12 protein-coding genes and 1 pseudogene are annotated in these 14,599 nt (G+C 68.9%); 3 read left to right on the top strand and 10 right to left on the bottom strand.

Annotated features, from left to right (window positions below; all coding sequences use genetic code 11):
- The first annotated feature begins 114 nt into the window (after positions 1-114).
- Positions 115-876 carry an SDR family NAD(P)-dependent oxidoreductase gene (locus tag IU450_RS21340; protein ID WP_195151505.1) on the top strand — a complete coding sequence of 254 codons (762 nt, stop codon included), beginning with the start codon at positions 115-117 and terminating at the stop codon, positions 874-876.
- Positions 877-939: 63 nt separating this feature from the next.
- On the opposite strand, the gene IU450_RS21335 is transcribed toward IU450_RS21340, so the two are convergent.
- The 8 genes from IU450_RS21335 to IU450_RS40975 all read right to left on the bottom strand — a co-directional run bounded on the left by IU450_RS21335 (position 940) and on the right by IU450_RS40975 (position 9,535).
- The gene (locus tag IU450_RS21335; protein ID WP_195151504.1) at positions 940-2,529 is read right to left on the bottom strand and encodes an FAD-dependent oxidoreductase; all 1,590 of its coding nucleotides are present in this window, start codon (positions 2,527-2,529) and stop codon (positions 940-942) included.
- 6 nt (positions 2,530-2,535) lie between these two features.
- Entirely contained in the window at positions 2,536-3,552 is a 1,017-nt protein-coding gene (locus IU450_RS21330) for an AurF N-oxygenase family protein (protein ID WP_416382891.1), read from the bottom strand.
- Between the two features lie 151 nt (positions 3,553-3,703).
- Positions 3,704-4,810 (bottom strand): Hsp70 family protein, encoded by a 1,107-nt coding sequence (locus tag IU450_RS21325; RefSeq protein WP_324197756.1) that lies wholly within the window; start codon positions 4,808-4,810, stop codon positions 3,704-3,706.
- A 586-nt stretch (positions 4,811-5,396) separates the two neighbouring features.
- The gene (locus IU450_RS21320; RefSeq protein ID WP_195151502.1) at positions 5,397-6,392 is read right to left on the bottom strand and encodes a sulfate/molybdate ABC transporter ATP-binding protein; all 996 of its coding nucleotides are present in this window, start codon (positions 6,390-6,392) and stop codon (positions 5,397-5,399) included.
- Positions 6,389-7,195 carry a sulfate ABC transporter permease subunit CysW gene (cysW, locus tag IU450_RS21315; RefSeq protein WP_195151501.1) on the bottom strand — a complete coding sequence of 269 codons (807 nt, stop codon included), beginning with the start codon at positions 7,193-7,195 and terminating at the stop codon, positions 6,389-6,391. Before cysW ends, IU450_RS21320 begins: the two co-directional genes overlap by 4 nt.
- A 67-nt stretch (positions 7,196-7,262) precedes the next feature.
- Positions 7,263-8,063 carry a sulfate ABC transporter permease subunit CysT gene (gene cysT / locus IU450_RS21310; protein WP_195151646.1) on the bottom strand — a complete coding sequence of 267 codons (801 nt, stop codon included), beginning with the start codon at positions 8,061-8,063 and terminating at the stop codon, positions 7,263-7,265.
- Positions 8,064-8,192: 129 nt separating this feature from the next.
- Positions 8,193-9,239: a sulfate ABC transporter substrate-binding protein gene (locus IU450_RS21305; RefSeq protein ID WP_195151500.1), complete on the bottom strand. Its 1,047-nt coding sequence runs from the start codon at positions 9,237-9,239 to the stop codon at positions 8,193-8,195.
- 206 nt (positions 9,240-9,445) lie between these two features.
- Positions 9,446-9,535: an Ms4533A family Cys-rich leader peptide gene (locus IU450_RS40975; protein WP_312038717.1), complete on the bottom strand. Its 90-nt coding sequence runs from the start codon at positions 9,533-9,535 to the stop codon at positions 9,446-9,448.
- Between the two features lie 70 nt (positions 9,536-9,605).
- Here IU450_RS40975 and IU450_RS41330 point away from each other — a divergent pair.
- A pseudogene (locus IU450_RS41330) lies at positions 9,606-10,239 on the top strand (Zn-dependent protease); the annotation flags it as partial.
- 71 nt (positions 10,240-10,310) lie between these two features.
- On the opposite strand, the gene IU450_RS21300 reads toward IU450_RS41330, so the two are convergent.
- Positions 10,311-10,589: a hypothetical protein gene (locus IU450_RS21300; RefSeq protein WP_195151499.1), complete on the bottom strand. Its 279-nt coding sequence runs from the start codon at positions 10,587-10,589 to the stop codon at positions 10,311-10,313.
- Between the two features lie 111 nt (positions 10,590-10,700).
- Between IU450_RS21300 and IU450_RS21295 the strand changes: the two genes are divergently transcribed.
- Positions 10,701-12,701 (top strand): glycoside hydrolase family 15 protein, encoded by a 2,001-nt coding sequence (locus IU450_RS21295; protein WP_195151498.1) that lies wholly within the window; start codon positions 10,701-10,703, stop codon positions 12,699-12,701.
- Between the two features lie 13 nt (positions 12,702-12,714).
- Here the strand turns inward: IU450_RS21295 and IU450_RS21290 are convergent, their stop codons facing one another.
- Positions 12,715-14,520, bottom strand: coding sequence for a dynamin family protein (locus tag IU450_RS21290; protein WP_195151497.1), 1,806 nt, complete (start codon positions 14,518-14,520; stop codon positions 12,715-12,717).
- Positions 14,521-14,599 lie beyond the last annotated feature (79 nt).

The following is a 14,599-nucleotide window of genomic DNA, read 5'->3' as shown; positions in this document are numbered from 1 at the left end:
ACGCATCAACTAGAAGTCCGATTCACGCCAGCATCGCCGCTCGCGCCCGGCTTGACTCGACAGCGGATCCCACCACGGAGGTGAGATCGCGCTAGCGGAGAGGGAATGCGAACGATGGCAACACGATTCGCCGAGCAGGTCGTACTGATCACCGGTGCGACCTCGGGTGTGGGCAAAGCGGTGGCGATGCGGGTCGCGAGCGAGGGCGCCGCGGTCGTGCTCGGCGCGCGGGGCAAGGACGCGGGCGAGCAGGTGGTCGCGGACATCCGCGCGGCCGGTGGCCGTGCGCTGTTCGTACCGACCGATGTCACGGTGGAACAGGATGTCGCCCGGCTGACCGACGCCGCGGTGTCCGAATTCGGTCGCCTGGACGCGGCATTCAACAACGCGGGCGCCGTGCAGGCCTTCGGCCCGGTCGCGCAGATCGATGAGACGGGCTGGCGCGCCGACCTGGAGCTCAATCTCACCAGCGTGTTCTACGGCCTCCGTCATCAGGTTCCGGCGCTGGCGGCCTTCGGCGGCGGCGCGATCCTGAACAACGCGTCGAATCTCGGTGTGGTCGGCATGGGTTCAGTGGCGCCGTACGTGGCCGCCAAACACGGAGTCGTCGGCTTGACCCGCGCCGTGGCGCTCGAGGCCGCCGACCAGGGCGTACGGGTCAACGCGCTGGTGTCGGGAGCCGTCGACACGCCCGCGTTCCGCAATTCGATGGGCGCGACGCCCGAAGGGGTGGCCGCCATCGCGGCGCTGCACCCGCTGGGCCGCATCGCCGCACCGGAGGAAATCGCCTCGTTCTGCGCCTACCTGCTCAGCGGCGAAGCGAGTTTCGTCACCGGCGCCGCGCTGGCCGTCGACGGCGGTTTCACCGCGCGCTGAACTCCGGAACGTGGGACCGCCTCGGGATACCGGTGTGACCGGGGTATCCCGAGGCGGGGTTCGTCAGGCGCGGGCCAGCAAGCGGCGAACGCGGCCGGGGCGCGCCGCGGCTGCTCCACCGGCACGGACCGCGGGCTGCCGCAGACGCACCAGCCGATCGAACTCCGCGGCGGTACCGGCGGGTTCGGGCAGGCGGCCCGCGTTGAAGTCCGCGGCCAGCTGCCGCACGGTCTCCTGCGCACAGGACTTGTTGGTGCCGATGAAACCGGTCGGCCCGCGCTTGATCCAACCGGTCACGTAGGTGCCGGTGACCACCGGCCCGCCCGCGCGTTCCAGGACCACCCGGCCGTCCACGTTCGGGATCACCGCGGCCTGCTCGTCGAACGGCAGACCCGGCAGCGCGACGCCGCGATAGCCGACCGAAGTGAGCACCAGGCCCGCCTCCAGCCGCTCGGTCTCCCCGGTAGGGACCGCACGAACGCGACCGTCCGGATCGGTGACCAGCTCGTTGCGGCCGACCTCGATGCCGCTCACCCGATCGGTCCCGAGGATCTCGGTGGGCGCGGACAGATAGCGGAAGACGATGCGCTTGCGCTCACCGACCGGCCGCGTGCGCACGCTGTGCAGCAGCCCCAGCTTCTGTTCCACGTGGAAAGGCAGTTCCGGGCCGCGTTCGGGCAGCTCGCCCTCGACCACGATGTCCACATCGCAGCCCAGCAGGCCGACGAATTCCGGCACCGTGAAGGCGGATTCGAGCGGGCCGCGCCGGCCGAGCACGACCACTTCCTCGATTTTGCTCTCCCGCAGCGCGCGCAGCGCGTACGGCGCGATGTCGGTGCCCGCCAGCGTCTCCGGGTCGCTGGTCAGCACGCGCGCGACGTCGAGCGCGACATTGCCGTTGCCGACGATCACGGCGCGGCGGGCGGACAGATCGAAGGCACGGTCGGCGTAATCGGGATGCCCGTTGTACCAGGCGACGAAGTCGGTGGCCGACACGGTGCCCGCCAGATCCTCGCCCGGGATGCCCAGCTTGCGATCGGAGGACGCGCCGACCGCGTAGATCACCGCGTGGAAGTGATCGAGCAGTTCGGCGTGCGAGATGTGCGCGCCGATGTCGACGTTCAGGTACGAACCGAAGCCCGGCTGCGCCGAGATGACGTCGAACAGCTCGCCGACCTTGCGGGTCTTGTCGTGGTCCGGCGCGACGCCGTGCCTGGCCAGCCCGTAGGGCACCGGCAGCCGGTCGAACACGGTCACCGACACCTCGGGCTGGGTCAGCAGTTCGTCGGCGGCGTACATCGCCGACGGCCCCGACCCCACGATCGCCACCCGCAGCGGCGCGCCGTCGGTATCGATCCGCGCCGCGGGCACCGGGCGCGCCAGCAGCGGGCGCGGCCGGGCCTGCCGGTAGAAATCGGCGTTGATCTCGATGAACGGCTTCTGCTCAGCGGTCAGCTTCTTCGATGACACGATGGCGTCGACCGGGCACGCGGTGGCGCATGCGCCGCAGTCCACGCACGCCTTCGGGTCGACGTACAGCATCTCCGCCGTCCGGAAGTCCGGTTCGTCGGGCGTGGGATGGATGCAGTTGACCGGGCAGGCGTACACGCACGACGCGTCGCTGCAACAGGACTGGGTGACGACGTACGGCATACCGGCTCAGGCGACCTTGCTCGCGGCGCGCAGCGGCTCCGACCGGTACCGGGTGCTGGGACCGTCGATCCCGAGCGCCTTCCAGACCGCCTTGGCGACCGGGTTCATCAGCCCGATGTCCTTGGCCAGGGCGCGCACGTCGCAGAAGTAGTCGCTGAAGACCTGCTTGGCCTCCTTCGAGCCGTAGAACAGCTCCTTGCGGACCTTCTCCGGGATGTCGAACTCGGTGAAGAACGAGCGCGGCGGGGTGACGATGGCGCGACCGAGGATCCACATGACGATCGGCATGGCCAGCGAGAGGATGAACTTCTGCGCGGGCTTCGCATGCGGCACATGGTTCTTCAGGAACTCGTGCGCGAACGAGATGTGCCTGGCCTCTTCGGCGACATGGATGGCCATCACCCCGCGCATGATCGGGTGCACGTCATCGCCCGAGCGCAGGATCTGCTTCTGGATGTGGTCGATCGGTTCCTCGCCGGCCAGCACGGCCATGAAGAACAGGTTCGGGAACCAGGCCGCCACGGGCGCGCCCAGGTACTTGAACTTGCTGACCAGCGGACCCATGCCGGGCACGTCCAGCCCGATCCGGTTGACCATCTCCTGGAACATCAGGGTGTGGTTGTGCTCCTCGATCATCTCGTGGGAGCAGTACCGGAACTCCGGCGAACCGTTCGGCAGGCCGAAGTTGTGGATGACCATGCCACTGATCAGGATCGACTCGAACTGCAGGCCGACCTTCGCGATGTTCGCCTGCCGGTACTTGCCTACCGCGATCTTCTGTTCGTGCGACAGCGCCTGGTACCAGGGGTGGCGGGCCACGGTGTCGGCGGACACCGGCAGGATCCAGCGCTCTTCGCCCGCGTCGGCGGCGAAGTCGGGATTATCCCAGTCGATGTCGTCGAACGGGTCGAAGTGCTTGTTGACCGATCCCTCGGAGAGCAGCAGCAGCTTCGCGGCGTACTCCTGCGCCTTCTCCAGATCGGGATCGACTGCGGGTGTCACGGCTGCGGACATCGTCGTCACTGCCTCTCCTCGATGGAACCGTTTAACTGTATCCCATAGTTACACCAACGGAGAGTCACGTCAACCCAACAGTTGCTAGGGCCGCCCGGCGATGCGCGCCCTCATCACGCGCACCGCCGGACGGCCCTGTTTCATCGCGGCCCTGCTGTGCCTAACTCACCAGCACCCCGTCCCCGGCCGCCAAGATCGAGGTCCCGAACCCGAAGACCGCCGACGTGCTCGTGACGACCATCACCCGGCCCAGCCTGCGCCGGGTCCGGCGCGACAGCATCAGGGCACGCGTGGCGGCGCGCCGACGAGCACGGCGGCGCCTGGCCTGGCGCTGCTCGGCCGCGACCTCGGCCGCGACCGCCGCCCGCCGGCCGATGATCGCCGCGCCGTCGGCGGTGGTCCGCTCCGGGTCCGGCGCGGTGATCACCGGCCTGGCCAGTTCCGCGGCGAGCACCTCGGCCACCTCCGCCGGTCGCGCCGCACCGCCGACCACCAGGACGCAGTCGACGTCGGCCATGGTCACGTCCGCGACCCGCAGACAGCGGTAGACGAGTTCGATGGACTCGCGGACGTGGCGGGCGCGCAGCTCACCGGCGATCGAGTCGGCGACCGACTCCGAGACCGAGGTAGAGGTCAGGCCCGGTCCGGCATGCTCGGCGATCAACGCGCCGAACGCGCGTCCGCCGAATTCGGTCGACCGCAGCGATACGCCGACGATCGGGTTGTGCGGGCACCCGGCGCCCACGCGGACCAAGGTGACGTCCAGCCCGGCGCCGCCGAGATCGTAGACCAGCGCGAGCCCCGGCATCAGCGGACCGCGGTCGGCTTCCAGCCAGGCCGCCGCGGCGACGGGTTCGGCGACCAGCGCGACCTGCCCGAGTTCGACCCCGTCCAGTGCCGCACGCAGCGCGTCCACCTGCTCGTCGGCATAGCGGGCCGGATAGGTCAGCGCGATGCCGAGCCCGGCGGCGCCCGCCGGATGATCTTGCACCGCCTCGCCGACCAGGCATTTGGCCACCGTGGCGACGAGGTCGGCCGGTGCGAGCGCGCGATTGCCCACCCGCGCCCACGTGCTGGAACGCTGCGTGAGGTCGGCGAATTCGGTGACCGCTCGACCGTGCCGTGGAATCATGCCGACCTTGGCCACGCCGGTGCTGTCGAAGGTCAGCGTCGTGCGCCGCGTGATGGTCTGCGGGCGCTGCGTTTTGCGTCGCCCCGGCGGAGCCTTGGCCGAACCTTCCTCCGCGAGAACCGAAACCGTGTTCACCGTACCGATGCTCAACCCGAGACCAACCGCCATCGCAATCCACCCGATCGCCGTGCCGATTTGCTTCGAACGCCGTCCAGGCAACCACTCCGCGATCTTCGTGCCAAGTCCGGACAACCGATTGTCCGCAAGCCGCCTGTACGGGATCGGACCGCTTTCGCGATCTTCGACGCCCTCACCTGGTCCGCCAGCACTACACATGCCGTCCAGTCGGATTTGCTTGCGACACGCAGGGATAGGTCACGCCCGGTAGAAGTTTGCCGGATTTCCGCTCTCCGCTCAGAACCTCGACTAGCTACTCGCCCCACATGCGGAGACTCCCCTTGACGAGTCCACTCGGAACGGTGCGAGAAATTAGCCGAGGCGGAAGACCGCCGGGAGGGCGGCGGCAACGGCCGCCCCGCCCCCGCTCGGTCCGGATCGAGCACCGCTACGACAGGCGCATCGTCCGCCCCTCGCCTTCCCGGCAGACAACCGCCACGCAGCGCGAGGAAAGACTGCCCCGCACCGGAATGTCCGAGTTCTCAGCAACTTTTCAGCGCCACATCGCATTCCGGGGCGGGGATGCACCCGGCTACGGAAACCGTCAGTGCGTGGGCAGTTCCGGAATCCGGGTGGCACGGACGTAGACCGTCTCCCCGTCCGAAAGCCGCAGCGCTTCCGCGTCGCCACGGGTCACCTGCGCGGCGAACAGGTCGCCGGTCGCGGCGTTGCGCAACTCCACGCGCACCTCGAAACCGAGATGGACGACGCGCTCGACCGTCGCCCTGGTGACCCCCGCGGACTCCGCGGTGCCCTCGTGCTCGGCGAGCGCCATGCCGGGGTCACGGCCGACGCGAATGTCGTGCGGCCGCACCAGGTGTCCGTTCAGCCGGGCCACCGCGCCGAGGAACGACATGACGAACTCGTTGGCGGGCCGGTCGTACACGTCCTCCGGGGTGCCGATCTGCTCGATGCGGCCCTTGTTCATCACCGCGATCCGGTCGGCGACGTCGAGCGCCTCCTCCTGGTCGTGGGTGACAAGCACGGTGGTCACGTGGACCTCCTCGTGCAGGCGGCGCAGCCAAGTGCGCAGGTCGGCGCGGACCTTCGCGTCCAGCGCGCCGAACGGTTCGTCCAGCAGCAGCACCTGCGGGTCGACGGCGAGCGCGCGGGCCAGTGCCATGCGCTGGCGCTGGCCGCCCGACAGCTGCGCCGGGTAGCGGTGCTGGAAGCCGTCGAGTCCCACGATGCCGAGCAATTCGTCGACCCGCTTGCTGATCTCGTTCTTCGGGCGCTTGCGGATCTTCAGGCCGAAGGCCACGTTGTCGCGCACGGTCATGTGCTTGAACGCCGCATAGTGCTGGAACACGAAACCGATGTCGCGCTTCTGCGGCGGCACCCGGGTGACATCACGTCCTGCGATGCTCACCACACCGGAGTCCAGCGACTCCAGCCCGGCGATCGAGCGCAGCAGCGTCGACTTGCCCGAGCCCGAGGGGCCGAGCAACGCGGTGAGCTCCCCGGAGGGAATGTCGATGGTGACGTCATCGAGGGCCGCGAACGTCCCGTAGTTCTTGTTCGCGTTAATCACGGTGATCACTTTGCGCCCCGCTTACGTTCGAGGAGGGTCATCAGCAGAAGGGTGACGAGGGCGATGCCCATCAGCAAGGTCGCGGCGGAGTAGGCGCCGAAGGTGTTGTGGTCGTTGATGTAGCGGCCGTGCACGAGCAACGTCAGCGTCTGCGACTTGCCGGGCAGCGCCGAGGACACCATGATCACGGCGCCGAACTCGCCGAGCGCGCGGGCCACGGTGAGCACCACGCCGTAGGTCAGGCCCCACCGGATCGCGGGAAGCGTGATCCGCCAGAACGTCTGCCACTTGGACGCGCCGAGGGTGGCGGCGGCCTGCTCCTGGTCGTCGCCGATCTCGTGCAGCACCGGCTCGACCTCACGCACCACGAACGGCAGCGTGACGAAGATGGTGGCGATCACCATGCCCGGCAGGTTGAAGATGACCTTGAAGCCCAACTCCTCCAAGCCGCCGAACCACCCGCCCGCGCCCCAGAGCAGGATCAGCGAGACGCCGACCACCACCGGCGAGACCGCGAACGGCAGGTCGACGATGCCCTGAACCAGGTTGCGGCCCGGGAATTTTCCACGGACCAGCGCGAGGGCCGTCACGATACCGAAGACGACGTTCACCGGAACGGTGATCGCGACGATAAGGATGGACAGCTGGAAGGCCGAGATCGCCGCGGGCGTGGTGATCGAGTCGACGAACGCGCCCGCGCCCCGCTCGAGTGTGCGCCACAGGATGATGATCAGCGGCAGGACCAGCAGCACGAACAGGTAGCCGAGCGCCACCACCCGCAACGAGATGCGGGTCGACGGATTCAGTCTCATCGAGCCCGCTCCGTCCCGCGGGAATGCCCGCACCCCGGCGACGCGGGGAGCGCTGCGCGAAGTTGTCTCATCGAGTCGCCTGCTCCTTGCGCGCACTGCGTTCGGCGAGCAGCCGCAGCACGAGCAGCGTCGCGAACGAGATGGCCAGCAGCGCGACCGACACGGCCGCCGCGTTCACCGGCCGGTCGATCTCGATCTGCTTCTGGATGTACTGGGAGGCCATCTCGGTCTTGCGCGGAATCGCGCCGCCGATCAGCACCACCGAACCGTATTCACCGATCGCGCGGGCGAAGGCCAGGCCGCCGCCGCTGATGATCGCCGGCGTCAGCGCGGGCAGCACGATCCGGCGGAAGGTGGTCCAGTTGTTCGCGCCCAGCGACAGCGCCGCCTGCTCGACCTCGCGATCGGCCTCGATCAGCACCGGCTGCACCGAACGCACCACGAACGGCAGCGTGACGAACGCCAGCGCCACCACCAGACCCGGCTGGGTCGCGTTGAGGTGGATGTCGATCGGGCTCTGCGGCCCGTACAGCGAGAGCAGCACGATGCTGGCCACGATCGTCGGCAGCGCGAACGGCAGGTCGATCAGCGCGTTGACGATGCCTTTGCCGGGGAACTGGTCGCGGACCAGAACCCAGGCGATCAGCGTGCCCATCACCACGTTGATCGCCGCCACCACCACCGAGACCAGCACGGTGATGCGCAGCGAGTCCAGTGCGGCAGGGGCGGTGACGGCGTCGGCGAAGCCGGACCAGCCGTCCTCGAAGCTCGTCACGGTGAGCGCCGCCAGCGGCAGCAACACGATGATGCTCAGCCACAGCACCGCGGTGGCGATGCCCAGCGGGCCCACCGAGCCGGTCACGCGCAGCCATGACCAGTTCCAGCGGCGGTCCTGGCGCGCGGCCTCGGAGACGCCGGGACCGTCCGCCTGCGCGGTCCCGGCGCTACTGCTGTTCGTCACAGTCGTCCAGTATCCCGTGTAACGGGGGTCACCCGGTCACTTGGTCGCGTTGTCATAGATCACCGCTACCGAGCCGGTGTTCGGGGTGAACAGCTCCTTGTCCACGGTCTTCCAGCCGCCGAGGTCGGCGATCGTCCACAGCTTCTGCGGGGTCGGGAAGTCCTTGGCGTAGTCAGCGGCGACCTTCGGGTCCACCGGACGGAAGCCCGCGTCGGCCCAGGCCTTCTGGCCTTCGGGGGTGAACAGGAAGTCGCGGAAGGCGACGGCCTTCTGCTGGTTCTTGCTGTTCTTCAGCACCGCGACCGGGTTCTCGATCTTGAACGTGACCGGCGGGACGATGTGCTCGATCGGATCGCCGTTGCGCTCGGCGAAGATCGCCTCGTTCTCGTAGCTCAGCAGGACGTCACCGGTGCCCTGCAGGAAGGTCTCGGTCGCCTCGCGACCGGACTTCGGCTGCACCTTCACGTGCTCCTTGGAGACCAGCTTGCTCAGGTAGTCCAGGCCCGCCTGCGGGTTCTTGCCGCCCTCGCTCTTGGCCGCGTACGGCGCGAGCAGGTTCCACTTGGCCGAACCGGAGCTGAACGGGTTCGGGGTGACCACCTCGATGCCCGGCTTCAGCAGGTCGTCCCAGTCCTTGATGCCCTTGGGGTTGCCCTTGCGCACGACGATCGCGACCACCGAGCCGAACGGGATTCCCTTGCCCGCGTCGGCGTTCCAGCTCGCGTCCACCAGGCCCGCGTCCACGAGGCGGGTGATGTCCGGCTCGACCGAGAAGTTCACGACGTCGGCCTCGGCGCCGTCCTTCACCTTGCGGGACTGGTCGCCGGAGGCGCCGTAGGACTGCTGGATCTGGACGCCCTTGCCCTGCTCGGTCTTGTTGAACTCGGGGATCACCTTGTCGAAGCCGGGCTTCGGCACGGCGTAGGCGTAAAGATTGAGGGTGCCGCCGCTACCGTCGGAATTGTCTCCCCCGACCGTGTCGCTGGCTCCGCCGCCGCACGCGGTTAGCGCGACCGCCGCGAGTGCGGCGAGGGCAACGGCGCTGTAGCGTCGGCGCGGCGAGAGCCAAGATTTGCGAGCCATCGGGGTGGACCTTTCGTACGGACCGCCAGTTGTCCGGTAATACATCGGTGGCGGCGACCATCTGTTTGGTTCAGCAGACCTGCCGGTCGAGTGATACGGCAGCGGCGCGACTACGGCCCCAACGGGGCCGCCGGGAAGGGAGAGCACATCTGCGAGAAGCGCGCCAGTCTGCTGGGAAACGAGACGCGGACGTGCTCGGTTGCCGATCAGCGACAGTAGATGTCCGCGACCGCGAGATCACCGACAGCAATCAACGCCAATTCATGGCGGACCTGCGGGACGGCGCTCGAAGACACGGGCAGACTTTATCAGAGCGGACGACGGAGTTCGAATCGAAGAGTCGCAGGAAGAGGGGGGTTTCATCCCATGACCAGTAGTCCGGACCGCATACGCGCCGAGTTCCCCGGCATCAGCACCCGCGCCTGGGAGCATTCGGCCGACCGCACCGCTCTGGTTACCTTGCGGTCACTGGCGGGGTTCGATGTGGTGCTGCGCACGATGTCGGGTTTGCTCCAGGAACGCCAGCATCGGCTGCTCTATCTGGCCACCGCGGTTCGGGTGGACGAGCAGCAGTTCCGCACACTGCACCAGCTGCGCCAGGACTGTGGGCGGGATCCTGGACGCGTCCGCGGTTCGGCGACCTGCGCGATGGGTGCTCGAACTGCTCAACCTGGAATTGCAGAGCCACCCGTTCTCCGTGCTGCGCGCCGAGCTGCGCCGGTGGATCCAGAGCGGCGAGTACGACCGCGTGCTGGCGGGCGACTACCTGCGACGTGACCAGGATCGCGCCACCAGGATCACCGACGAGATGAGAGCGGCAGCCCGCACCTACCGCGCGAACTTCGACCAGTCCGAGGACCCGCTCATCCGGACCGTACGCACGCTGGGCCGGGATGTCGGCACGGCGGCGAGCACCGTCGCGCACGAGGTCGGCGACACCGTCGCGAAGCTCGGCAAGCGGTTCGGCGACTGGCGAACCGGCGCGAGCCGACCGTCAGCGGGTGATCAACCAGGCGACGACGATGAGCACGAGCAGGGCGACGAGAGCGAGCTGAACCCGCGAACGAGGCATCAGTGCGCCCCGCTCCGCACCGGGGTGCGGGCCTCGGCGACCTGTTCGGGCTCGAGCAGCGCCGCCGCGCCGGCCGGGACGGGCCGCGCAGGCGCCGGATCGGCGCCGTACCTGCGGTCCACCGCGCGCAGCACGGCACGCAGCACGCGATCGAGCCCGTAGGCGATGGCGAAGCTGATCGGGACCATGCCCACGAGGACGACGAGGAACTGCGGGATGAACGGCAGTCCCGCCACCCACAACTCGAAGCCGTCCCACCATCCTGCGATGCGATGCACGGTTCCAGCCTAGTGGGTCCGGCGGCCGTTTCCACCGGCCCGTCGGCCGCGGCGGCCGACCCGAGGAACCGAGCGGTGGACGCCGGGCGCGCATCGGCCCGAAGATGGGGTATGGCGTCCTCCGATGACCTCACCCTGAACGACTCCGACGGCCTGCCGACGAGCTTGTCCGAGCCGACGAGCCTGTCCGAACCGCACCGTCACGGCGCCTACCCGCCGATCGACGACTACGCCTTCCTGTCCGACTGCGAGACCAACTGCCTGGTCGCCAGCAACGGCGCGGTGGAGTGGATGTGTGTGCCGCGGCCGGATTCGCCGAGCATCTTCGGAGCCGTCCTCGACCGCAGCGCGGGGCACTTCCGGGTCGGACCGTACGGCGTCAACGTGCCCGCCGCCCGCCGCTACCTGCCCGGCGGGATGATCCTGGAGACCACCTGGCAGACCGGCACCGGCTGGCTGATCGTGCGCGACGCGCTGGTGCTCGGGCGTTGGCACAACAACGACCAGCGCAGCAAGACCCACCGCCGCACCCCGATGGACTGGGATGCCGAGCACCTGCTGCTGCGCACGGTGAAATGCGTGAACGGCACCGTGGAACTCGAGGTGAGCTGTGAGCCCGCGTTCGACTTCCACCGCGCCACCGCCCGCTGGGAGTACACCGGCAAGGTGTACGAGGAAGCGACCGCCGTGCGCAGCGACGATCCGAGCGCAGGCCCGACGCTGGTGCTCACCACGGATCTGCGCCTCGGTCTGGAGGGCAGGGAGGCCCGCGCCCGCACCAGGATGACGGAGGGCGACGAGGTCTTCGTCGCGCTCACCTGGTCGGAGCTGCCCCCGCCGCGCACCTTCGACGAGGCCGCGAACAAGATGTGGCAGACCACCGAATGCTGGCGCCAATGGATCACGCTCGGCAAGTTCCCCGATCACCCGTGGCGCAACTACCTGCAGCGCAGCGCGCTCACCCTCAAAGGCCTCACCTACGCGCCGACCGGCGCGCTGATGGCGGCCGCGACCAGCTCGCTGCCGGAAACCCCTGGCGGGGAACGCAACTGGGACTACCGCTACACCTGGGTGCGGGATTCCAGTTTCGCGCTGTGGGGCCTGTACACGCTGGGCCTGGACCGGGAGGCCGACGACTTCTTCGCGTTCCTCAACGACGCGACCACCGGCGAGAACGGCGACCCGGTTCCGCTGCAGGTGCTCTATGGCATCGGCGGTGAACGGCAGCTCGACGAGCTCATCCTCGACCACCTCAGCGGCTACGACCATTCCCGGCCGGTGCGCATCGGCAACAACGCCTACAACCAGGCCCAGCACGACATCTGGGGCACCATGCTCGACGCGGTGTACCTGCACGTGAAGTCGCGCCAGCAGGTGCCGGAGACCCTGTGGCCGCTGCTGGTCCGCCAAGTGCACGCCGCCATCGAGCACTGGCAGGAGCCCGACCGGGGCATCTGGGAGGTGCGCGGCGAGCCGCAGCATTTCACCTCGTCCAAGGTGATGTGCTGGGTGGCGCTGGACCGCGGCGCGAAACTCGCCGAGCTGCACGGCCAGTACGAGCACGCCGGAGAGTGGTACGCGATCGCGGAGGAGATCAAGGCCGACGTCCTGGCCAACGGCGTCAACTCCGAAGGCGTCTTCACCCAGGTCTACGGCGGCGACACCCTGGACGCCTCCCTGCTGCTGGTGGTGCTCACCCGCTTCCTGCCGCCCGAGGACAACCGCGTGCGCGCCACCGTGCTCGCCATCGCCGACCGGCTCACCGAGAACGGCTTGGTGCTGCGGTACCGGACCGAAACCACCGACGACGGTTTGAGCGGCGAGGAAGGCGCGTTCACCATCTGCTCGTTCTGGCTGGTCTCCGCGCTGGTCGAGATCGGTGAGATCCAGCGCGCCCGGCACCTGTGCGAACGGCTGCTCGGCTTCGCGAGCCCGCTGCGGTTGTACGCCGAGGAGATCGATCCGCGCAGCGGCCGCCACCTGGGCAACTTCCCCCAGGCGTTCACCCACCTCGCGCTGATCAACGCCGTGACCCACGTGATCCGCGCCGAGGATTCCCGGCACGCGGGCCGGTTCCAACCCGCGCACACCCCGCAGGGCCATCCGGTCTGACCGGGCGATCGGCCTACGCGGGAACCAGCCCGTCGGCCTCGTCGCGCAGCACCCGCAGTTTGCCCAGCCGCGCCTCGAGGTCGGCGATCCGCTCCGGACCGCGGTCGCCGTACTTCCCGTAGTTCTCCTCGGCCGCGCGCAGCGCGTCGTCCACGCCGCGCGAAACCTCGGTCGCGATGTCGGTGAAGTGGTCGCGCAGGACCCGCTGCGTGGCGCGCAAGCGGTTGCGCGACTCCTTGCCGACCTGGAAGATCACGTCGTCCATCAGGCGGGCGACCGCCACCTTGGCCTCGGCGCGGCGGCGCAGCTTGCGGTTCTTGCGGTCGTCCCACAGCGCGTTGACGCCCAGCAGCACGCCCGCGCCCGCCGAGTACCAGTTCACCAGCGACATGCCCAGCAGGCTGGTGGCCAGACCGACCATCAGGATGCCGCCGTAGGAGCCGCGCAGACCGGTGAGGAACTGCTGGGTCACCCCCGCCTTCGCGCTCTCCAACGGCTCGAGGGGCTGTACCGCTTCGAGCACCTCACTGGGGTTGGTCAGGCGCAGGTCCGGCATCGGCGTGGTCCGATTGTCGGCCGGGAACTTGGCGGCGACCTGCTCGCACAGCTCCATCGAGCGGTAGTGCGCCACGGCGAAGTTCTCCTCGACCGCCTCGCAGATGCGCGCGTCCAGGTCGGAGCCGAATTCCTTCCACCGGCGCGCCGGATCGGTCTGGGCGATCTCGGCCTCGGCGTCGCGGATCAGGCTGCGCAGGCGGTGGCGCAGATCGTGCTCGATGTCCGCCATCAGCTCCGTCGCGCCGTCGACCAGGGTGACCTGCCAGTTCGCGGTGCGCTGGCGCAGCTGGTCGGCCTCGTCGCGGGCGCGCACGAGCTGGTCGGTGATCTCGGCCCTGCGCCGCGGATCGCGCAGCGTCTCGGCCTCGGTGCGTAGCGTGAGCGCCAGGTGATCGCAGACCAGGCGGATGTCCTGGACGGCGGCTTCCAGCGCCACCGCGTCGGCGCGGGCGACCACGTAGTCACGCAGGTGATCGATCAGCTGCGGCACGCCCGACTCGATGTCGCGCTGGTAATCACCGGTCATCCCGGCCTGCCGGTGCAACTCCGCGGACACCGGCGCCACCGCGAAACCGAGCCCCGCCGAGTCGAGCAGTTCCCGATTGCGCTGCTGGGTGTGCGACCAATGCGGATAGACATCGATCTTGTTCAGCACGCAGACCACCGTCGGACAGATCTGCTGGATGCGCTGCAATTCGGCGATCTGCTCCACGGTCAGCTCGGCACTCGCGTCACCGACGTAGAGCACGGCGTCGGCCGCGGCGATCATCGACCAGGTGGTGCGATTGTCACCCAGCGCACCGGGGGCGTCCATCACGACGACACCGTCGGCGAGCAGCGAACTCGGCTGGGTGAACTCGGCGCGGACGACCCCTTGGGTGGCCAGCGCCGGACCGGGATCGAGCGGGTCGACCGACTGACGCTCGGTGCGGCCGAACTCGGTCTGCCGCACCAGCGTCGCGGTCGGCTCGGGGCCGTACTCGACGATCACCGGGACGCTCAGATCGCTGTTCGTCGCGCTGACCGAGGCGCCGACCAAGCTGTTGACCAGCGTGCTCATGCCGTTCTTCGGATGACCGACGACCACGAGCCGAACCCGGGGATCGCTCACCCTGGCGCGGACCATGCTCAGTCGGCTGCCGAGGTCGTCGCGTCCCGCGGATCGGGCCGTCTCCCGCAGCTCGTCGAGTATTCGGATGAGCGGGGCCATCGCGTCCGGATGTTTCACCGTCGCAGCCTTCAGCCCGGCAGCGGCAGACAACCCTCCTCCTTACTCTCGGTGACTCTTGTTCTGGTACCCCCTGCGGATGCTCCGCAGTCCTCGCCGACTCTTGTAGCCC

The sequence above is a fragment of the Nocardia abscessus genome (genome assembly GCF_015477775.1).
GTDB lineage: Bacteria > Actinomycetota > Actinomycetes > Mycobacteriales > Mycobacteriaceae > Nocardia > Nocardia abscessus_A.
The sequence above is the reverse complement of the archived record's forward strand: the minus strand, read 5'-3'. Positions and strand labels throughout refer to the sequence as shown.